Genomic DNA, 20551 nt, shown 5'->3' with positions numbered 1-20551 from the left:
TCGCTCTTTCGCGGGGAGAGGTCGGATCGCATCGCAGATGCGGTCCGGGTGAGGGGCAAGGCACACTGCTCAACAAGTCGCGAATTGCTCACCGGATGGAGGCTCCTCACCCCAACCCTCTCCCCGCGAAGAGCGGGGAGAGGGAGAAGAGGCAGCCTCACACCTTGTCGTACGTCAGCCCGCGCTCTAGCCGCCGCGCCACCAGCGTCGACGGAAACAGGATCGCAAAATAGATCAGCGCCACGATGGTGTAGACCTCGAGCGGCCGGTAAGTGTCGGCGTTGATCAAGGTGGCGTTGTAGACGAGATCGGGCACCGCGATGATCGAGACCAGCGAGGTGTTCTTGAGCTGCGTCACCGACTGGTTGACGTAGGGCGCCATCATCGGCTTCAGCGCCTGCGGCAGGATCACGAGCCGCATCAGCCGCCAGCCGCGGAAGCCGAGCGCCTTCGCCGCGTCCCACTGCCCGACCGGCACGCTCTCGATCGAGCCGCGCACGATCTCGGCATAGAACGCGCCGCCATAGAGCGACAGCACGCTGACGGCTGCGACATGCGCCGGGATGTTGACGCCGATCACGACCGGAAACGCGTAGTAGAACCAGATGATCTGCACCAGCAGCGGCGTGCAGCGGAACAGCTCGATATAGGCGATCAGCAGCCAGTCGATCACCGGAATCCGCCGCAGCCGCAGCATGCCGACGATCAGGCCGATCAAGGTGCCGAGGATGATGGTGCCGATCGTGTAGGCCATGGTCCAGCCGAGCCCGAGCCAGAACAGATGGCTGTACTTGGCGAGGATCCCGAAATCCCAGACGTAGTTCATCCAGCCCCTCGGTTGACTCTAGTTTTGACGCGTTTTCTTCACGCGAACCGGTGCCCACTTCGCTCGAAAACGCTTTGCGTACTCGCCTTGATGCCCCAGCATCGCAGGCGGCCTCGCGCGAGTCACGCGATATACCGGCCCGGCGAAAAGGCCTTCACGTCGAACGGCGGCGCCGCGCCCGCGATCATCGCCGCAACCGCGGCGCCCGTTCCGGGACCGGTGGTGAAGCCGATATGCTGGTTGCCGAAGGCGAGCCAGAGGCCACGATGCCGCGGCGCCTCGCCGATCATCGGCAGGCTGTCGGGCAGCGTCGGCCGCGCGCCGCGCCAGCGCTCGCCGACTGCATCGCCGAATTCGACCACGCTGCGCGCCATCGGCACCACCGCCTCGAGCTGCGCATAGTTCGACGGCGCATCGCGCGCGGTCAGCTCGACGCCGCTGGTGACGCGAACGCCCTGCTCCATCGGCGTCATCAGAAAGGCACCCTCCGCATCATGAATCGGCCGCAGCAATTTGCGTGCCGGGTTCGGCACGAAATGCTGGTGATAGCCGCGCTCGAATGCCAGCGGCACGCGATAGCCGAGCGGCCGCAGCAGCTCGGCCGACCACGGCCCGAGCGCGACCACGACATGGCGCGCGGCGATCTCACCGTCGGCAAGCTGCACGCGCCAGCCTTCGCCTTGTTGTGCGATCCGCCGGATCTCGGATTGCCGCACGGTGCCGCCGCTGGCGGCGAGCATCTGCGCATAGGCCTTGACCACCGCGCCGGGTGAATCGACCGATGCCGTCTGGCTGTGCAGCAGGCCGACGCTGTAGGCAGGGATGATGTTCGGCTCGAGCGCGGAGATGGCCTGCCGGTCGAGCACCTCGCTCTTGATACCGAATTCGGCGAGCGCCGCCTGCTCGGCTTTGGCGGTCGCGAGCCCGTCGCCGCGCCAGGCCTTGAGCCAGCCGGTCTCACGGATGCGATGGCCGGCGCCCGCCTGCACGATCCAGTCGCGATGCAACCTCATCGACGCCCCGATCAGGCCGTGCAGCGCGGCGGCGCGCGGTTTGGTCTGCGACGGTGTCGCCGCGGCGAGGAAGCGGATCACCCAGCCGGCATTGGCGACCGCCCACGGAAGATTCCAGCGCAGCGCCGGGTGGGTGTTGGTCAGGTATTTCGGCAGGTTCTTTAAAAGCGATGGCGTGTTGAGCGGCAGGATCGAGCCGGACGAGATGATGCCGGCATTGCCGTAGGAGGTCTCGCTGCCCGGCTCGCGACGATCGACGATGACGACGGACAGACCACGCTGCCGTGCGGCAAGGCCGGCGGAGACGCCGACCATGCCGGCGCCGAGCACGACGACGTCAACCTGATGTGCGGACGTGTCGTCGGTCATGCCGTCACATCAAGGTCAGGCCGCCATCGACCGGCAGCGTGGCGCCGGTGATGTGGCCTGCTTCCGGCGACAGCAGGAAGGCGACGACGGCGGCGACCTCGTCGGCCTCGGCCAGCCGCTGCATCGGATTGGCCATTGCCACCCGCTCCCAGGTCGCGGTGTCCAGCGCGCCGAACAGGCCCGGATCCTTGCGCGTATAGCCGGGCATCACGGCATTTGAGGTGGCGCCTGATGCCGCGAGCTCGATTGCGAGCGACTTCACCAACACTTCGAGCGCGGCCTTCGCGGCGGCCGATCCCGGATAGGTGGCGCCGGGCACGAAGCGATGCGGCCCGAAACTGGAAACCGCGACGACGCGACTCTGCGCGCTGCGCGCGAGGTCGGGCAGCGCCGCAGCCGCGATCTCGTGGAATGCCGCCGCCATCACGGCAAAGGCACGCTCCAGCGCCGCGCGCGGCAGGCTGGCGAACTCGCGGCGGTCGGCAAAGCCCGCGGCATGCACGATGCTGTCGATCGGCCCGAATGCGGCGCGCGCAGCCTCGACCAGCGACGCGCCCGCGCCGGCCATGGCGAGATCGCCGGTGGAGACCGCGACCTTGGCGCCCTTGCTGCGGCATTCCTCCGCAACCGAATTCAGCCGCGCGAGCCCGCTAGCTTCGGCGCCCTGGCCATGCAGCATCAGCCCCTGATCGGGGCCCGCGAGCCGGCGTGCAACCGCAGCCCCGATGCCGGAGCCGCCTCCCGTGATGATTGAAACGCGCATGAGGTGCGTGCTGTCAGTGCGATAAGAGACGACGAACTATAGGTTCGGCGTCGCGAAATGCAAACCGCCGCCGTCAGTTCAACGCCACGGCTCGACCAGTATCTTGGTGTGCGCCTCGGGATTGGCGAGATCGGCAAACGCCTGCGCAACGCCGTCGATGCCGACGCGGCCGGTGACCAGCGATGCGGCATCGACCTGGCCTTCCGCGATCAGCCGCAGCGAATAGGCGAACTCCTCCGGCGTGTAGCCGAGCACGTACTGGACGTTGAGCTCCTTGATGATGCCGAGCATCGGCTCGGACTTGTCGGTCTCCATGCAGACGCCGACCACGACGACACGGGCGCTGCGCGGCGCGCCCTCGAACACCTGCTGCAACACGCCGGGCACGCCGACGCATTCGAAGATCAGCGCCGGCTTCAGCGGCGGCAGCAACGCCTGCAGCGGCGGCCGCGCCGCCTTCTCCGCTTCGCTCATCTGGGCGTGCTCGGCCCAGCTCGCGTAAGGCTGCGTCTTGGCGGGATCGACCACGACATCGGCGCCCATCTTCTCGGCGAGCAAGCGTCGCGCCGGCGAGTAGTCGGCGGCGACGATCGGGCCGAGCCCCTTGATCTTGAGCGCCGCGATCACCGCAAGGCCCACCGGCCCGCAACCGATCACCAGCGGCACCTCGCCGCCTTTGATGTTGGCCATCGCCACCGCATGGACGCCGACCGCAAGCGGCTCGGTGAGCGCGGCGTGCTCGGCGGCAAGTCCGTTCGGCACTTCGAGCAGCAGCGGCTCGCTGAGCAGCATCTGCTCGGCATAGGCGCCGAGATAATCGTTGGAATAGCCGATGCCCTTCGGGCCCTCCGGCGTCAGCAGCGCCGGCAGCGAGCAGACCCGTGTGCCGGGCTTCAGCTTGCGCGTGGTGCCCGGGCCGTAATCGAGGATCTCGCAGCAGAACTCGTGGCCGAACACGACGTCGCGCGACAGATCCATCGGCGTGCGGCCGGGCAGGAACTTGCTCAACTCGACCATGCGGTGGGCGTGCTTGCGCGCATGCAGATCGGAACCGCAGATGCCGCAGGCGAGCGATTTGACCAGCACCTGGCCGGCGCCCGGCTTCGGCTCCGGCATCTGGTCGACGACAATCTCGCCATTTCTGAAGATCGCTGCGCGCATGTTTCCTCCCGCGTGGGTTTCTTCCCACTCATTTTGATGCGTATTTCGTCCCGCGAAATACACTGTCGCGGATCAAGTCCGGGACAGGCTTTCGCTGCGGGAGGCTATAGCACGGAGGGTCACCACGTATAGCGCATAACGCCTTTGCCGGCGTAGGACCGGGTGACGTTGGAGAACTCACCCTCGAAGGTCGCAGCCGCCGACCAGCCGTTGCGCCACTTGATCTCCGCCGAGGCCGTGGTCAGCGCGGACTCGCTGGCCTGCGCCGCACCGTTGACCACAAAGACCGCACCCGGCAGCGCCTCGAACACGGCCGCCGCGCTGCGGTTCGGGTTGAAGTCATGCGCCCAGGCGACGCGGCCGCGTAGCGTCACGATGCCGCCATCGACCGCAAACGACTTGTCGCTGCGCAGACCGAGCTCGCTCCCGACATCGGTGACGCTCTTCGCCGCATAGTTCAGCGCGAAGGCGCCGCCACCGGAAACCACGCTCTCCGCATAGTTCGGCAACTCGAAGCTGTTAAACTGGGCCGCCGCGTAAGGCGTCAGCCCGATCCAGGGCGTGGCAGTGCGATAGCCGCCCTCGAGCCGACCCGACCACGCATTGGCATTGAAGTTGGCGCGCAAATGATCGACGCCCGCAGCAGTAACGATGCGGTCGGTGGTGATGTCCTGCCAGCCATAGGCGAGCGCCGCGCTCAGATACGCCGCACCGACGTTGTGACGAACGAACGCACCGGCCTGGAACAGGTCCGAGCGGCCCCAACCGAGACCATTGGTGCTGAAGCTGGTGGCACCGCCGGCGAGCGCAAGACCGGCAATGGTGTTCGGTGAGAAGCGGTAGTCGGCGCCGACCGCGGTGCCGTAGACGCTGCTGCTGGTGCTGTTGGAGCCCAGCACCGCATTGCCGTTGGTGGTCTGCGCACCGCCATAGCCTGCCGCCCAAATGCTCCAGCGCTGTTCGAAGTCGAGTTGCTGCGGCGGCGCCTTGGCGTATATCGCGGCCAGCGCATCGCGCGGCTCGGTGGTGCGTGCCGCAGTGGCCAGCGACGCGCTCTCCTCGGCAAACGGGGTGGCGCCCGCGCCACCACCAAAACCGCCATCGCGTCCGGCGACGAACGGATCGGTCAGGAGGCCGAGGAACTGGTTCATCGCGTTGAACGTCGCCTGCTGCGATCCAGCCGCCCCCTCGCCCGAGGCCTGCGTCAGGCCGTTCGGCGACAGTCCAGCAAACACCACGTTGATGCCGCCATTGGCGTTGAAGAAGTTCTGCAGCGTGGTGGCAACATTGCCTTGGTTGACGTTGAGCTTCGATGCTGCACCATAATCAAGCGCGAGATTGAGATAGGCATGGTTCGCGTCATAGCCGAGCGTCGCGATCAATCCCGACGGCACCCCGGTTGAATCGATGCCGGCGAACGTTCCGGCGCGACCGCCGGCCGCCGACAGGATGGTGTATTGCCTGGCGATCGTGCTGCCGGCGGCGATGCTGACGCCGACCGATCCGGCGAGCGTCGCGGTACCGGTCACCTTGGCTGATGTCGAAGCGGTGGAGTTGAGTCCAACGACATACAGCGCGCCAGACTGGAAGGCGAGATTGCCCGCCACGTTGAGGAATGTGCCCGGTGTCGCATTGCCTGGCAGCAGGATGCCTCCGCTCGCAATCGTCGTGTTGCCGACGGTGCCGATACCGGAGAGCGCGCCACCTGAATTCACCGTGACTGAACTCGACGACACGATAGAGCCATCGACTTGCAGGATGCCGCCATTGACGACGGTGGTGCCGGTATAGGAGTTGACGCCCGACAGGGTCAGCATGCCGCTGCCGGTCTTTTCCAGATTGCCAGGCCCGGCCGGGCCGCAACCGCAGGGATTGGAATCGGCGATCACGCCGCTGACGACGGTCGAGAGATTGTTGCCGCCGACCGCGAGCGTGTTGCCGCCACCGATGTAGTAGGTGCCCGAGCCTGCGATCGAGCCTGCTGTGATGCGACCGTCGCCGTTCGGCCCAAGGCTGCTGCCGAAGTCGACATAGCCGGTTCCCTGGGTGATGAACTGCGCGGTGCCGCCGGTCGTGTTGTCGACGAACTTGACGCTCGCGCCGCTCTCAGTGGTGATTGTGGCGTTTCCGGCCGTCGCATATGCGGCGAAGATCAGCGCGCCGCCGGAGCGGTTGGTGATCGTCGCGTTGCCTGCGGTCGGCGCCTCGGTCGCCCCGCCGGACGTGCCGAAATAGGTCAAGCCGCTGTTGTCGATCGTCGCGTTCGCCGCGGTGCTGCTCTGGAAGAAGCCGATATAGCCGGTGGCGGACGTCGTCATCATCGCCGACGCAGCCGACGAGAACTCGAAGAACTGCGTCGAGCCGCCGTTGTTACCATTGGTAATGGTGGCCTGCCCCGCGTTGGTGTGGCCGAGGAACACAACGCCGCCGCCGTCATGGTTGTTGAACACGGCCTTCCCGGCCGTGCTGGTGTCCGAGCCGCCGGGAGGGCCAAGCGCGTCGCCGAACACCACGGTGCCGCGGCTGCTGTTGTCGAACGTGGCGTTGCCGGCCGAGCTGCCGTCGCGGAAAATCGTGAGGGCGCTGTTGCTATTGCTCACGCTCGCATTGCCCGCGGTGCTGTTGTCGCGGAACTCCGTAATACCGAAGTTCTGGTTGATGATCGTCGCCGTCGACGCCGTCGTGGAATTGTAGAACGTCGTGGTGGCGACCCCGTTGAAGCCGTCGTTGACGATCGTGGTGATGCCCGCCGTGTTGGCGTTGACGATGTCGAACTTGCCGTCGACGACGACCTCGCCGACGATCGAGGCGGTGTGGCTTGCGTCGCCGAGTTGCAGCGTCGCGCAATTGCAGATCGTGGTGCCACCGGTATAGGTGTTGGTGCCTGTCAGCACCACGCGGCCAAGGCCACCTGAAGCGTCCAGCACCAATAGTCCGCCGGTGCCGGCGATGTTGCCCGAATAGGTGAAAGTGTATCCGTTGGCGTCGATGCTGCCCCCGGCGGCATTGATCTGTGCGTTGTTCGCAATCGTGTAGTTGCCGCCGGCCTGCAGCGTTCCGCCGTCGAAGGTCAGCAAGCCTGTGCCGATCGCCGACGAAACAATCGCGCCCGGCGTACCCACCGTGTCGACGTCGACTTGCAGTACGCTGCTGCCGCCAGCAACGCCACAAGCGGTGCCGCAGATCGTGGTGCCGCCCCTGTATGTATTTGTACCGGACAGCACCAGCGTGCCACCCCCGTTGAGCACGATATCGCCGGCACCGCTGATGGCCCCCGACATCGTGTTGGTGGTACCGGCTGCGACGGTGATGACGGGATCGCTGTTGATGACGATGGTGTTGGCGATGTTGAAGCCGTTGCCGTCCAACACCAGCTTGGTGAGGCCGGCGAGCGTCTCGCCCATCGTCAGCGTGCCGCTGCCGAGTGCGTTGCTGTTGCGGATGACGAGCGTCGATCCGTCGCTCACCGACGTGCCGCCGGTGTAGGTGCTGGCACCGGTGACGATCAGCGAGCGCGCGCCATCCAGCTTGACGGCAACCGAGGCGTCGGTGGCCAGGCCGTCGAGGCCGGTGATGCCGGAGATGGTGACATCGCCCGAGGCGCCGGCCGCGCTGGTTTGCAGGAACGTCAAGCTGGCGCCGACGCCATTTGCAATCGCAAGATTGCCGCTGAGCGTTCCGCCAATCGACGTCAGCGTATTGGCTCCGCCGGTGAAGCCGATCGCGTTGCCCTGCGCACCCGGGCCGCCGCCACCGGTGATCGTCCCGCTGTTGATGATGGTCCAGCCGCCGCCGACGATCCCGGTACCGCCGGTGCCTGCCGCACCTGGCCGCCCCCGCGTGCCGCCGGTGGTCGGTTCGCCTTGATTCGAATAGATATCGGACACCTGCGCGCCGCCAACGCCGCCCGTGCCACCGGAGATCGAGCCGGAATTCCTGATCGTTGCGCCTGACGCACTGACGACGATGCCGGCGCCGCCGTCACCGCCGCTGCCACCGACATCGCCGGCGCCGCCCGCGCCGCCATTGCCGCCCGTGATGCTGCCGCTGTTCGAATGCATCCCGGCGCCGGTGATGGTGAATGCAGTACCGCCCGCACCACCACCTCCGCCGCCGCCCGCAACTTGAGCTGAAGGGTTCGAGGCGTTGACGCCACCGTCGCCGCCCTTGCCGCCGTTGCCGGCCGACAATATCCCGGTGTTGTTCAGCGTCGCACTGGACGTTCCGCTGAGACCGCCGCCGCCGCCACCGCCGCCGCTGGCCGAGTCTGCGCGGGGCGTTCCAGCAATGCCGTCCTGCCCGGCCGCGCCACCGGCGCCGCCGCTCCTGAGATTGCCGTCGGGACCGCCGGCGCCTCCGGCAGCGCCCGCGGCACCGCCACCGCCGCCACCGCCGGTGCAGATGCACGACCGGTTCGGCGCGCCGCCGTCGCCGCCGACCCCGCCATTGACGCCCGGAACGCCGCCGACACCGCCATATTGTCCCGTCGACTGATAATCACCCTCGCCGCCGACGCCGCCGTTTTGCGCGAGGACCGGCCCGGCCAATAGACTCACTGAAAGGATGATCGCGGCCGCCAGCCAGCCCTGCAGGCGCATTCGCGCGTAACCCCACTCCGGCATTGCCCCAGCCTCAAATCGACAGTGCCGCGCGAGCGCGGCTTGACCCGAATGGGCTATCTTGCAATTCGCGGGGGAAGCGTCTTCTCAGGCCGTGCACGGTCATCGCGCCGACCCGGATTCAGGCCGGCTGTTGTAAAATGGATACGCGATGTCAGGCGTTTGGCGACGGCTCGCTGGCCACCGCCACCAATTGCGAGCGGCGCATGCGCTCGCGGTGCGCGGTGTAGAGGCCCGAGGCGACGATGAAGCCGGCGCCGAGGATGGTCCAGCGGTCGGGCACTTCGCCGAAGATCAGGATGCCGAGGATGCTGACCCAGAGCAACTGCGTGTAGGAGAAGGGCGCCAGCACCGAGGCATCGCCGTAGCGGAACGCAAGCACCACGATCCACTGTCCGACGGTGGACGCAACGCCGATCAGGATGCCGAACATGATGTCGTGCCAGCTCGGCGTGACCCAAACGAACGGCACCAGCGCGCTGACGATGGCGACGCCGACGATCGACGAATAGGTCATCACGGTGATCGGACGTTCGCTGCCGCTCATCATGCGAGTCAGGATCAGCGTGCCGGCCCAGGCCAGCGCCGAGACGATCGGAAAGACCGCCGCGGGATGGAAGGCGCTGGTGCCCGGCCGCAGGATGATGAACACACCAGCGAGGCCGACCGCGGTTGCGATCCAGCGGCGCATGCCGACCTTCTCACCGAGGAAAGCGATCGACAGTGCGGTGACGAACAGCGGCGAGACGAAGCTGGTGGCTGAGGCCTCGGCGATCGGCAGGAAGCCGAGCCCCGTGATGAAGATCAGGGACGAGCCGAGCAGCGCGGCGCCGCGCAGCACATGCAGGCCGGGACGGCTGCTGCGCAACGCGAACAGCGGCGTTCCCGGCAGCATCGCCGGCGTCATGATCAGCGCGAACACCAGGAAGCGGATCCAGGCGATCTCGATCGAGGGCAGCGAGGACGACAGATATTTCGCGGTGACGTCGGAGGTGCCCAAAAACACCGTCGACAGCAGAATCAGCGCAATGCCCTTGAACGGCCGGTCGGTGCGGGCCGGCGCCTTGCGGGCAACAGATGTTTTCGCGGGCAATGCAAGAGGAACGCTGTCCAGCCTGGCGGCTACGGCGGGGGGCGGTGTCACGGCAATCTCGAAGGCGAAATAAGGGGAATCGCTGTTCGTACAGAACGCCAATTCCGCCGTAAGAACAATGCCCGAAAACGGGACTCCGATATGCAGCAGCGTGCGCGACCGCCCGCCGCAGCCTGCGCGCGGCCGCAACTGCAACAGTTTGTTAAGAACTGTGTGGAGCCGAGCTTCCAGTGAATCCCGCGAATTACAGCATCGGCAGCGAGCGCGGCTTCGGCCCGCGCGGGAACGCCGCGTCGAGCGCGGCGATCTCGTCGCTGGTGAGCTTGAGCGTTCCCGCCGCGGCATTCTCCGCCGCGTGGTCCGCATTCGACGCCTTCGGAATCGCGAGCACCGACGGCAGCCGCGTGAGAAAGCTCAGCGCGACCTGGCGCGGCGTCGCCTGGTGCGCCTGCGCGATCGATTGCAGTACCGCGCCTGATTTGCTCGATAGCGCGGGAAAATCATTGTGGCCGAACGGCGAGTAGGCGACCACGGCCACGCCATGCTGCTCGCACCACGGGATCACGGCGTGCTCGATGGCGCGCTCGCGCAGATGGTAGAGCACCTGGTTGCAGGCGATCTTGCCCTCACCCACGACATCGAGCAGTTCATCGAGATCGTCTGCGTCGAAATTGCTGACGCCCCAGGAGCGGATCTTGCCGGCCGCGATCAATTCGTCGAACGCTGCGACCGTCTCGGCGAGCGGGGTGGTTCCGCGCCAGTGGAGCAGATAGCAATCGAGGCGATCGGTCTTCAGCCGCTTCAGCGAGCGCTCGCAGGCGATGATGGTGCCGCGACGCGAGGCGTTGCTCGGCAGCACCTTCGAGACCAGGAACAGCTCGTCGCGGCGGCCGGCGATGGCATCCGCGATCACGAGCTCGGCGTCGCCATACATCTCGGCCGTGTCGACATGCGTCATGCCGGCGTCGATGCCGCGCTTCAGCGCAGCGATCGCCGCCTTGCGGTCACCGCGATCGAGATACCAGGTGCCCTGCCCGATCACCGAGACCTGCGGGCCGTTGTAGCCGAATTTTCTTGTCTGCACGATCGCCTCGTTCTAGCTCGCCCCACGCCGAACGATAGTGCAAACGAGTGACAATGTCTCTTCATCGTCGTCCCGGCGAAGGCCGGGACCCATTACCACAAAAGTCAGTTGTGAAGGTTGCTGCGGCCCCAGCGTAGTCCAACAACGTAGATTTGGGGTTATGGGTCCCGGCCTTCGCCGGGCCGACGGCGAATATGTTGCGCCCTCTCGCGCAATCCCAACGGCGCGGATCCTCCGATCCGCGCCCGTGTTGCTCGCGTTACGCGCGGTCACACGTTGAGATTCATCCACACCGCCTTCGGCTCGGTGAAATTGTCGAGCGCGGCGGTGCCGTGCTCGCGGCCGAGGCCGGAGTCGCGTTCGCCGCCCCACGGCAACCGCACGTCGGTGTAGCCGTAGGTGTTGATCCACACCGTGCCGGCGCAGGCCTTCTTGGCGAAGCGCTGCACGCGGCCCATATCGGCGCTCCAGACGCCGGCAGCGAGGCTGTAGGCGGTGCCGTTGGCGATGCGCAGCGCATCGGCCTCGTCCTTGAACTTGATCACGCTGACGACGGGACCGAAGATTTCCTCCTGCGAGATCCGCATCTCGTGTGCGACATTGGCGAACACCGCGGGGCTGATGAAATAGCCGCGGTCGCCGACGCGTTCGCCGCCAGTGGCGAGATGCGCGCCCTCGTTCTTGCCGATCTCGACATAATCGAGGATCGAGCGCATCTGCTTCTCGGAGATCACAGGCCCGAGCGCCGTGGCGCGGTCCGCGGGATCGCCGATGCGCAAGGCTTCGGCACGAGCGACCAGCCGTTCGACCACCTCATCATAGGCGTTCTCCTGCACCAGCACGCGGGAGCCGGCCGAGCAGACCTGCCCGGCATTGAAGAAGATGCCGGCCGCCGCCGCCTTGGCGGCGGCCTCGAGATTGGCGTCGTCGAAGATCACATTGGCCGACTTGCCGCCGAGCTCGAGCGAGACCCGTTTGAAGTTGCCTGCGGCGCCCTTCATGATGCCGCGGCCGACGCCGGGCGAGCCGGTGAACGTCACCTTGTCGACATCGGGATGATTGACCAGCGCGTCGCCGACGACGCGGCCGGGGCCGGTCACGATGTTGAGCACGCCCTTCGGCAGCCCCGCTTCGAGCGCAAGCTCGCCGATCCGCAGCGCCGACAGCGAGGTCAGCTCGGCCGGCTTCATCACCACCGTGCAGCCGCAAGCCAGTGCCGGCGCGAGCTTCCACATGCCGATCATCAGCGGAAAATTCCACGGCACGATCGCCGCGACCACGCCGACCGGCTCGCGCACGGTGTAGGTCAGCGCGTCGTCGCGCGTCGAGACCACATCGCCGCTGATCTTGTCGGCCCAGCCGGCGTAATAGGTCAGCGTATCAATGGCGGCGGGAAAATCCTGCCGCAGTACCCCCGCGATCGGCTTGCCGGCATCGAGGCTTTCCAGCGCTGCGATCTCATCGGCATGCTGCTTCAGCAGCTCGGCCCATTTCAAGAGGATGTGGCCGCGCTCGGCAGCGCGCATGGTGCGCCACGGACCTTCGAAGGCGCGGCGTGCAGCGGCGACCGCGCGGTCGACATCCGCCTCATTGCCTTCGGCGACGACAGCGATCACCCGCTCGGTGGCGGGATTGAGGGACTTGAAGGTCTTTCCTGACAGCGAGCGGACGCGGGCGCCATCGATCAGCAGCAATTCGTCCCGAACGGTCGGGGCGCGGGCGTCGCGTTCATAGTCATATGCAACTGACATCATATTTCCTCCTGGTGTTGTGGCTCAACGTAGGAGGCTTTGATGCGCAGTAAATATGATATCTTGTGCCTATTGGTATACCAGGATATGAAATCCACTTCATAAGTGGTGACCACGATGCTGCAGATCGAGATCGAAACCGTCTGGCGCTTTCGGAAAGAGAATTCACCGCAGACCGCGGTCGTGATGCTCGGCATCCTCAACGAGATCAGGAAGACCGGGAAGATCACCAGCGCCGCCAGCGATGCGCAGCTGTCCTATCGCCATGTCTGGAATCTGATCGAGCAATGGTCCGGATTCTTCGGCGTGCCGCTGGTGGAGACCCAGCGCGGCAAGGGCTCGAAGCTGACACCATTCGGCGAGAGGCTGGTGTGGGCCGGCGAGCGCATGCAGGCGCGGCTCGGGTTGCAGCTCGAGAACCTCGCGCAGGAACTGGTCACCGAGATCAAGCCGTTCCTCGAGCAACGGCCGCAGGTCATCCGCGTCCATGCCAGCCACGGCTTTGCCGTGTCCAAGCTGCGCGAATTCCTCGATCGCGAAGGCGGCGTGGGCGTCGATCTCCGCTACGTCAGCAACCAGAACTCGCTGGTCTCGCTGGCGCAAGGCGCCTGCGATCTTTCCGGCGTGCATCTGCCGCACGGCGAACTCCGCGCGCGGGGCATCAAGGCCTGCCGGGAATGGCTCGACCCGCGCGAGGACCGTGTGATCAATTTCGTCACGCGCGAGATGGGCCTGATGGTCAAGCGCGGCAACCCGCTGAAGATCACGTCGCTGAAGGACCTGGTCGAGCGCAAGGCCCGCTTCGTCAACCGCGACCATGATTCCGGCACAAGGCTGCTGTTCGATCAATTGCTGACGCTGCACAAGATCCCGCAAAGCCGGATTAACGGCGCCCAGCACATGGAGTTCACTCATGCCGCGGTCGCCGCCTATGTCGCAAGCGGCATGGCGGATGCGAGTTTTGGCGTCGAGGCCGCCGCACGGCAGTTCGGCCTCGATTTCATCCGCCTGCTCACGGAAGATTACTTCTTCGTCTGCAAGCGCGCATTCCTCGAGACCGAGCCGATGCAGCGGGTGCTCGACATCATGAAGAGCAGCGAGTTTCACAAGGCCGTGGGCGCACTCCCCGGCTATGTCGCCTCGAATACCGGCGCCGTCAGCGGCGTGAAGGATTTTCTCGAGAAGATGCATTCCGATCGCTGATCAGCCCTGTGCCGCGGCGGCTGGACTCGTCGCGATCCGCCGCGCTATATTTGAGATTATATAGCGAAATGACTGGACGTTGCCGATGCGACCACCCCGCTCCGCCATTGCCATCCGCCATGTGGCGTTCGAGGACCTCGGGCTGCTGGCCCCGATCATGGAGCGTGCCGGCTGGAGCGTGTCGTTCTGCGACGCGCCGGTCGACGACCTCTCCGATCGCGCGATTCGCGACGCAGACCTCCTGATCGTGCTGGGCGGGCCGATCGGGGTCTATGAGACCGACATTTATCCGTTCCTTTCGACCGAGCTTGCGCTGCTGGAGCACCGGTTGCGCCGCGGACTGCCGACGCTCGGCATCTGCCTCGGTGCGCAACTGATGGCGCAGGCGCTGGGCGGCCGCGTGTTCCCGGGCAGGGTCAAGGAAATCGGCTGGGGCCCGATCGACCTAACGGCTGACGGCAAATCATCCTGCCTGCGCAACCTCCACAGCAAGGTGCTGCACTGGCACGGCGACACCTTCGACCTGCCCATGGATGCCGTGCGGCTGGCCTCGAACGGCAACTACGAGAACCAGGCCTTCGCCTGGGGCCGCAACGCACTCGCACTGCAATTCCATCTCGAGGCCGATCCGCGGCAGCTCGAGGAATGGTATGTCGGCCACGCCGTCGAGTTGTCGGCAGTGAAAATCTCGATTCCCGAGCTGCGCGCGACGACGCTGGCGCTGGCAAGGCCGATTGCCGTGCAAGCCGAGCAGGTGTTCGGCGACTGGCTGCTGTCCATCGCGCCAAGCGACGGCGTGCTTCGCTCCAGCGCAGGTGCGTGAACCGGCGCAAGCTTTGCCGCTGTGACGATCACAACCAGGAACTTGCCCCCGGTCGCGCGCCCGCACTGACGGCATAGCTGCCGGGCCCGTAGACCGCGATCATCGCGAGTGCGCCGAGCAAGCCAAGGTTCTTCAGGAAGTTGATGGTCTGGGTGACGACCTGCGCTTCCGGCGCGGCCCAGAAATTGTGGAACATCAGCGTCGCGCCGATCGTGAACAGGAACAGGATGGCGGCCGCCCGGCGCGCGTACAGGCCGAGCACGAGCGCGATGCCACAGCCGAGCTCGACCGCGGTCGCACCGGCCGCAAGGACCGCACCGATGCCGTCGGCGCCGCCGAGGCGTCCGGCGGTGACGGAAAAGGCCGTCATCTTGCCGATGCCGCTGTAGAGGAACAGCGGCGCGATCGCCAGCCGGGCAAACAGCAGCACCAGGGATTCCGGCAGTCGTGCTGCGCCGGCATTCGCGACCGTATGGGTAGAATTGGACATCAGAGGTTTCCTTTCGTGTCGATCGTTACTCCGCGGGTGCCGTGTCGATGACCGCGGGCCGGGCCGCCGCGGCCCATCCAAGCGAGCCGATCGCGAAGGCGCCGACGATCGCCGCACCGCCGATCACCCAGAACACGATGTCCGGACCGCCGGTCACCTGCTGCAGCAGTCCGATCACATAAGGCCCGAGGATCGCGCCGACCCGGCCGACACCCAATTCCATGCCGACGCCGCTGGCGCGCAGCAACGTCTCATACGAGCCCGCGGTGAAGTTGTTGAGCACGTGCTGCGCGCCGATGATGCAGAACCCGGCGATGGCGACGATCGCAAGATTGACGCCGTGACCGCTGACGAACACCAGCGCCAGCACGGCAATGCCGCCGGTCAGCCACCATGTTGCGAGGTAGCGCGGCGTCAGCGACATCTTGCGGTCGGCCAGCATCGCAAGCGTCAGCCCGCCGACGAACGACATCGCCTGCATCAGCGCGCCGAAGCCGAACGATGCGGCAAAGGTCTCGCCGCGCTTCTGCATGACGGTCGGGATCCAGCCGGTCAGGCCGAAGATCGCGAACAGGCTGAGGAACGCGGTGATCCAGATCGTCAGCGAGACGCGGCGATAGCGCGGTCTCAGCAGCGCTGCAATCGGGTTCGGCACGCTGCCGGCATCGCCGGAGACGAAGCTCGCGCTGCGATAGACCGCGGCCCGTTCCGGGCGAAGCCGCGCCAGCAATGCGCGCAACTCCTCGGTGCGGCGCCGCGCCGCCAGGAATTGCGGACTTTCAGGCAGCACCGCGTGCGCGACCAAGGTCAGCGGGATCGATAGCGCGCCGAGGTAATAGAGGATCTGCCAGCCGTAATGCGGCGTCAGATAGACACCGACGAGCCCGGCACAGACACCGCCCAGCGACCAGCCCAGCGTGACGCCCCACAATGAAAATGCGTTGCTGACGCGGCGCGGCGCCAGCTCGTTGACGAAGGTCGTGCCCAGCGGCAACAGCACGCCGAGACCGAGGCCGGTCGCAAAGCGCAGCGCGCAGAAGCTCCAGAAATCGCTGCCGATCGTTGCGGTCAGCAACGTGAAGACGTTGACGATCCACAGGCCCGCCAGCAGCGTGCCGCGCCGGCCGAGCCGGTCGGCGACCGTGCCGTGACCGACCGCCCCGAACAGGAATCCGACGAGGCCCGAACTCACCAGCAGTCCCGCCTGGCTCGGCGACAGTCCCCAGGGCTTTGCCACGTAGTGGATGACATAGGCCGGATTGAACGTGTCATAACCATCGAACAGCGTGATGAGCGTGATCAGGATGCCGAGGAGGATGTGCAGCCGGCCGACGGCCGCACCGGACAACTCCTCATGCACGTCGATGTCTGGCGAAGTGCTCACGGTTTCCTCCATTGCAACTGATGCTGCGCCCTGCTCTGCGGCAGGTTGAAATCACGCGTCTTAGAGCTTGAACAGGCTGCGGGCGTTGTCGCGGCCGATCTTGGTGCGGTCGCCTTCGGCGATGGTCGCGGTGTCGAACCACTCGGCGGCATGGTCGATGTTCTCGAACGGCCAGTCGGCCGAGAACAGGATACGGTCGGCGCCGATCTCGAGCATCGCGTCGATCAGCGCCTGGGTGCGGAAATTGCCTGACGTCGTGATGTAGAAATTCTCCCGGAAGTAATCCGCGATCTTGCGTTTGGCCGGATAGACGTTCTGGGCGCGCATCCACTTGTTGTGGTTGTCGACGCGCCACATCGAATACGGCAGGCCCTCGCCCATGTGGCCGAGGATGATCTGCAGCCGCGGATAGGCATCGAACAATCCCGAACCCATCAGGCGCAGCGCGTGCACCGCGGTTTCCTGGCCGAACGCCCAGGTCGGCCCTATCAACCATCGATGCCCCTCGTAGATCGCGGCGTCCTTCGCCAGCGGATTGCGCGGATGCAGGTAGAACGGAACGTCGAGACGCTCGACCTCGGACCAGAACGGCCAGAACTCTTTGCGGTCGTAATAGACAGCGCCGTCGTGGCCTTCGACCTCGCTGAAGCCGTTGACGAGGGCACCGCGGAATTTCAATGCGCTCACGCAGCGGTCGAGCTCGCGTGCGGCGGCTTCCGGGTCCTGCATCGGCAGCGCGGCCAGGCCCTGGAAGCGCTGCGGCCGCCGCGCGACCTGCTCGGCCAGAAAGTCATTGGCGCGGCGCGACAGTTCGAGCGCGCGGTTGCGGTCGGGAATGGCCTGGATCGCCGGCGCGTTGAGCGACAGCAGCATCAGTTCGATGCCGTGCGCATCCATCTCGGCAAGACGGCGGTCCTGGATGTCGAGCAGCCGGGCCTTGAGCTCGACCCAGTCGTCGGCGGGCGAGAAGCCTGCGCTGTCGCGAACCGTCTCCTCGATGGCGAAGTGCTCTTCCAGCGCGATCTTTCCCTGCATGGCGTCGTCCTTTCCGGCTCGTGCCTCGTTTCCGTGTTGACAGGACAAAACATCCGGTCCAAATATTTGTCAATGATAAAGTTGCACATGCAAATGATTGAGATGCAACTGTTGTCGGTGCGAAGACCGGCGGCTATTCCGGGCGGACGTCTGCTGCCAGGAACTAAGCCCGGACCTAAGCCCATGTACCGATTTTCAAATTCGCTGCCCTATCTGCTCGCCCGGCTCGGCGTGCGGATGGGAGACCTCTTCGTCCGCGTCATCCGTCACGAGAAGTTGACGCTGCCGATGTACCGCGTGCTCGCCGCGCTTTCTGAGCAAGGACACCCGCTGCGGCTCGGCGAGATCGCCGAGCTGACGTCGGCCGACGTCTCGACGCTGTCGCGCATCGTGGCCGAGATGAGCCGCGCCGGGCTGCTGACGCGCGACCGACCGGAGAACGACCAGCGCAGCCTTCAGGTCGCGCTGACGCCCAAGGGCGCCGAGCTGGCCTCCCGGCTGATGCCGATCGCCCAACACTATGAGGAAGTCGCAACCGGCGCGATGTCGGCGAAGGAAGCGGCCGAGCTCAAGCAGGTGCTGGTCGAACTCTACAAGAATCTCGATCGGCTCGAGCAAGAGGTCGAGGCCGGCCTGATCGAGGTACCTGCAGCGGCCATGCAGAAAGAAACGCACGAGCCCAAGGTCGACGTCAAGCGCGACGCCAAAGGCAGCGCGGGCCGCCAGCGCAAGATACCGAGGAAATAGAGCCACAAACTCAGGGAGAGGACATGCGCAGGGATCCGATCATCATTGCAGGCGGCGGCATCGGCGGACTGGCCGCGGCGGTCGCGCTGGCCCGCAGGGGATTCCAGGTCACCGTGCTGGAGCGCGCGCCGCGCTATCAGGAGATCGGCGCCGGCATCCAGCTCGGACCGAACGCCTTCCACGCCTTCGACCATCTCGATCTCGGCGATGCCGCCCGCTCGATTGCGGTGTTCATCGATCAGTTGCGACTGATGGACGCGATCTCCGCCGAGGAGATCACCAGCATCGATCTCACCAGCTATTTCCGCCAGCGCTTCGGCAATCCCTATGCGGTGGTGCATCGCGGCGATTTGCATGGCATCTTCCTGCGCGCCTGCGAGGCGCATCCAGGCATCACCTTGCGTAGCGATTGCGACGTGGTCGGATACGACCAGGACGGCGAGACGGTCGTCGCGCGGCTCAAATCCGGCGAGCGCATCGAAGGCTGCCTGCTGATCGGCGCCGACGGGCTCAGGTCACGCATTCGCCAGCAGATGGTCGACGACGGCCCACCGCGCATCGCCGGCCACACCACCTATCGATCGGTGATTCCGACCGAACAGATGCCGGAGGATCTGCGCTGGAATGCCGCGACCCTATGGGCCGGCGCCAAGTGCCATCTGGTGCACTACCCGTTGTCGGGCTGGAAGGTGTTCAACCTCGCAATCACCTGCCACAACGATCCAGCGGAAGCGTTTGCCGCCAGGCCCGTGACCCATGAGGAGGTGCTGGAGGGCTTTCGCGATGTCCATCCCCGCGCCAAGGCAATCATCCACCACGGCAAGGACTGGAAGGCCTGGGTGACCTGCGATCGCGATCCCACCGAGCGCTGGGTCGACGGGCGCGCGGTGCTGCTCGGCGACGCCGCGCATCCAATGCTGCAATACTTTGCCCAAGGCGCCTGCATGGCGCTGGAGGACGCGGTCTGGCTCGCCGAGCTGCTGGGCGAGATGCCGGATCGCTTCGAACAGGCTCTGGAGAAATACCGACAGGTTCGGCTGATGCGTACGGCGCGGGTGCAGCTTCAGGCCCGCGAGCTCGGCACTCACGTCTATCATCCGGCCGGCGTACACGCACTGCTGCGCAATCAACTCATCCGCGAGACCAACCTCGAGAAGTTCTGCGACAAGCTGGCTTGGCTGTACGAATCGCCATTCCCGGAAAGGCCGCGTGTCGCAGCCTAGCCGAGCCCGCTGATATCGGCGACCAGCACCGTGCCCGTCACCGATTCCGTGATGTAGAGCCGGTCGCGGTTGGCGCCGCCGATTGCGACATTGGTGCAGCTTTGCCCGGCGCAGGACTTGATCCGCGCGATGCACTCGCCGTTCGGCGCGAACACGAAGACGTGGCCGAGCGAGGCGTGGGCGACGAACAGCCGCCCCGCTCTGTCCATCGTCATGCCGTCGGGCCCACTCGGGCCGAACAGCGAGCAGAAGCGGCCGACCTTGGAGATGCTGCCGTCCTTCATGAAAGGCGCGCGCCACACCGCATTGTCGCGCGTCATGGCGACGAACAGCACCGCCTCGTGCGGATCGAGCACCAGCCCGTTCGGGCTGATGCCGGTGTCGATCAGGCAGTCGAGCTGCCCGCTGGTTTTCAAACGATAGACCCGGCCGGTCGGATCGTGCAGCCCGGTCTGGCCCTGATCGGTGAAATAGATGTCGCCGTTCGAGGCCATGTGCAGATCGTTGCAGCCGCGGAACGATTCCGAATTGCGCGAACGCAGCAGCGGCGTGACCTCGCCCGATCTGGCATCGAGCTCCATCAACCCGTGCCGGTAGTCGGCGATCAGGATGCGACCCATCGGATCGATCTTCAGACCGTTCGGCCAGCCGTCATATTCGGCGACCTGCGTCCATGACTTGTCCGGCGCGATCCTGAAGATGCGGCCGAACGGAATGTCGACGATGTAGAGATTGCCAGCGACATCGAACGACGGTCCCTCGATGAAGCAGTCGGTCACCACGCCGGGCCGGTTGGCGTCGGCCCATTCGCTCGCCACCTTGCGGCGGAATTCGGCCGGCACGGCGGAGAAGATCTCGGTCGGGACGAGTTTCGGCGGCGTTTCCAGGAACATCATTTTTTTGGGTTCACCCGTTGGCGGAACGGTGGGACCATAGAGGAAATCAACTGAGCGGCCAAACGTCCCCA

Annotated in this window: 16 protein-coding genes; 4 read left to right on the top strand and 12 right to left on the bottom strand. The window is 65.8% G+C overall.

The genetic code is table 11. From position 1 onward, the window contains the following. Nucleotides 1-157: 157 nt before the first annotated feature. The 8 genes from ACE103_RS12965 to ACE103_RS12930 all read right to left on the bottom strand — a co-directional run bounded on the left by ACE103_RS12965 (nucleotide 158) and on the right by ACE103_RS12930 (nucleotide 12679). Complete coding sequence (locus tag ACE103_RS12965) at nucleotides 158-826, bottom strand: amino acid ABC transporter permease (protein WP_097670409.1); 669 nt, start codon at nucleotides 824-826, stop codon at nucleotides 158-160. Nucleotides 827-948: 122 nt separating this feature from the next. Continuing rightward, nucleotides 949-2208 carry an NAD(P)/FAD-dependent oxidoreductase gene (locus ACE103_RS12960; RefSeq protein WP_375779738.1) on the bottom strand — a complete coding sequence of 420 codons (1260 nt, stop codon included), beginning with the start codon at nucleotides 2206-2208 and terminating at the stop codon, nucleotides 949-951. Between the two features lie 4 nt (nucleotides 2209-2212). Continuing rightward, a complete protein-coding gene (locus ACE103_RS12955) occupies nucleotides 2213-2971 on the bottom strand; it encodes an SDR family NAD(P)-dependent oxidoreductase (protein ID WP_223968094.1) in 759 nt (252 codons plus the stop codon). 78 nt (nucleotides 2972-3049) lie between these two features. Next, nucleotides 3050-4132, bottom strand: a complete 1083-nt coding sequence (locus tag ACE103_RS12950) for a zinc-binding dehydrogenase (protein ID WP_223968095.1) — start codon at nucleotides 4130-4132, stop codon at nucleotides 3050-3052. Between the two features lie 119 nt (nucleotides 4133-4251). After that, nucleotides 4252-8754 carry an autotransporter domain-containing protein gene (locus ACE103_RS12945; RefSeq protein ID WP_375779737.1) on the bottom strand — a complete coding sequence of 1501 codons (4503 nt, stop codon included), beginning with the start codon at nucleotides 8752-8754 and terminating at the stop codon, nucleotides 4252-4254. Nucleotides 8755-8905: 151 nt separating this feature from the next. After that, on the bottom strand, nucleotides 8906-9895 hold the full coding sequence (locus ACE103_RS12940) for a DMT family transporter (RefSeq protein ID WP_375779736.1): 990 nt from the start codon (nucleotides 9893-9895) through the stop codon (nucleotides 8906-8908). Nucleotides 9896-10088: 193 nt separating this feature from the next. Further along, nucleotides 10089-10928, bottom strand: a complete 840-nt coding sequence (locus tag ACE103_RS12935; protein WP_375779735.1) for an aldo/keto reductase — start codon at nucleotides 10926-10928, stop codon at nucleotides 10089-10091. A 269-nt stretch (nucleotides 10929-11197) separates the two neighbouring features. Then, nucleotides 11198-12679 carry an aldehyde dehydrogenase family protein gene (locus tag ACE103_RS12930; RefSeq protein WP_375779734.1) on the bottom strand — a complete coding sequence of 494 codons (1482 nt, stop codon included), beginning with the start codon at nucleotides 12677-12679 and terminating at the stop codon, nucleotides 11198-11200. 117 nt (nucleotides 12680-12796) lie between these two features. On the opposite strand from ACE103_RS12930, the gene ACE103_RS12925 reads away from it, so the two are divergent. Together ACE103_RS12925 and ACE103_RS12920 are read left to right on the top strand one after the other, a co-directional pair. Next, on the top strand, nucleotides 12797-13882 hold the full coding sequence (locus ACE103_RS12925; RefSeq protein WP_223968251.1) for a substrate-binding domain-containing protein: 1086 nt from the start codon (nucleotides 12797-12799) through the stop codon (nucleotides 13880-13882). An 85-nt stretch (nucleotides 13883-13967) separates the two neighbouring features. Beyond that, the gene (locus ACE103_RS12920; RefSeq protein WP_375779733.1) at nucleotides 13968-14705 is read left to right on the top strand and encodes a glutamine amidotransferase; all 738 of its coding nucleotides are present in this window, start codon (nucleotides 13968-13970) and stop codon (nucleotides 14703-14705) included. A gap of 28 nt (nucleotides 14706-14733) precedes the next feature. Here ACE103_RS12920 and ACE103_RS12915 read toward each other — a convergent pair whose 3' ends face one another. From ACE103_RS12915 to ACE103_RS12905, 3 genes are read right to left on the bottom strand one after another with little or no spacing between them, the layout of a single operon-like run. Next, on the bottom strand, nucleotides 14734-15195 hold the full coding sequence (locus ACE103_RS12915) for a DoxX family protein (RefSeq protein WP_375779732.1): 462 nt from the start codon (nucleotides 15193-15195) through the stop codon (nucleotides 14734-14736). 25 nt (nucleotides 15196-15220) lie between these two features. Then, nucleotides 15221-16579, bottom strand: coding sequence for an MFS transporter (locus ACE103_RS12910; RefSeq protein ID WP_375779731.1), 1359 nt, complete (start codon nucleotides 16577-16579; stop codon nucleotides 15221-15223). 60 nt (nucleotides 16580-16639) lie between these two features. Further along, complete coding sequence (locus ACE103_RS12905) at nucleotides 16640-17614, bottom strand: amidohydrolase family protein (RefSeq protein ID WP_375779730.1); 975 nt, start codon at nucleotides 17612-17614, stop codon at nucleotides 16640-16642. Between the two features lie 183 nt (nucleotides 17615-17797). Between ACE103_RS12905 and ACE103_RS12900 the strand changes: the two genes are divergently transcribed. Together ACE103_RS12900 and ACE103_RS12895 are read left to right on the top strand one after the other, a co-directional pair. Continuing rightward, entirely contained in the window at nucleotides 17798-18361 is a 564-nt protein-coding gene (locus ACE103_RS12900; RefSeq protein WP_375779729.1) for a MarR family winged helix-turn-helix transcriptional regulator, read from the top strand. A 23-nt stretch (nucleotides 18362-18384) separates the two neighbouring features. Further along, entirely contained in the window at nucleotides 18385-19584 is a 1200-nt protein-coding gene (locus ACE103_RS12895; protein WP_375779728.1) for a 3-hydroxybenzoate 6-monooxygenase, read from the top strand. Here the strand turns inward: ACE103_RS12895 and ACE103_RS12890 are convergent. Next, nucleotides 19581-20480, bottom strand: coding sequence for an SMP-30/gluconolactonase/LRE family protein (locus ACE103_RS12890; protein ID WP_375779727.1), 900 nt, complete (start codon nucleotides 20478-20480; stop codon nucleotides 19581-19583). The two genes, ACE103_RS12895 and ACE103_RS12890, sit on opposite strands and share 4 nt — an antisense overlap. Nucleotides 20481-20551 lie beyond the last annotated feature (71 nt).

The organism is Bradyrhizobium sp. ma5, from assembly GCF_042258955.1.
In the GTDB taxonomy this organism is placed as follows: Bacteria; Pseudomonadota; Alphaproteobacteria; order Rhizobiales; family Xanthobacteraceae; genus Bradyrhizobium.
The sequence above is the reverse complement of the archived record's forward strand: the minus strand, read 5'-3'. Positions and strand labels throughout refer to the sequence as shown.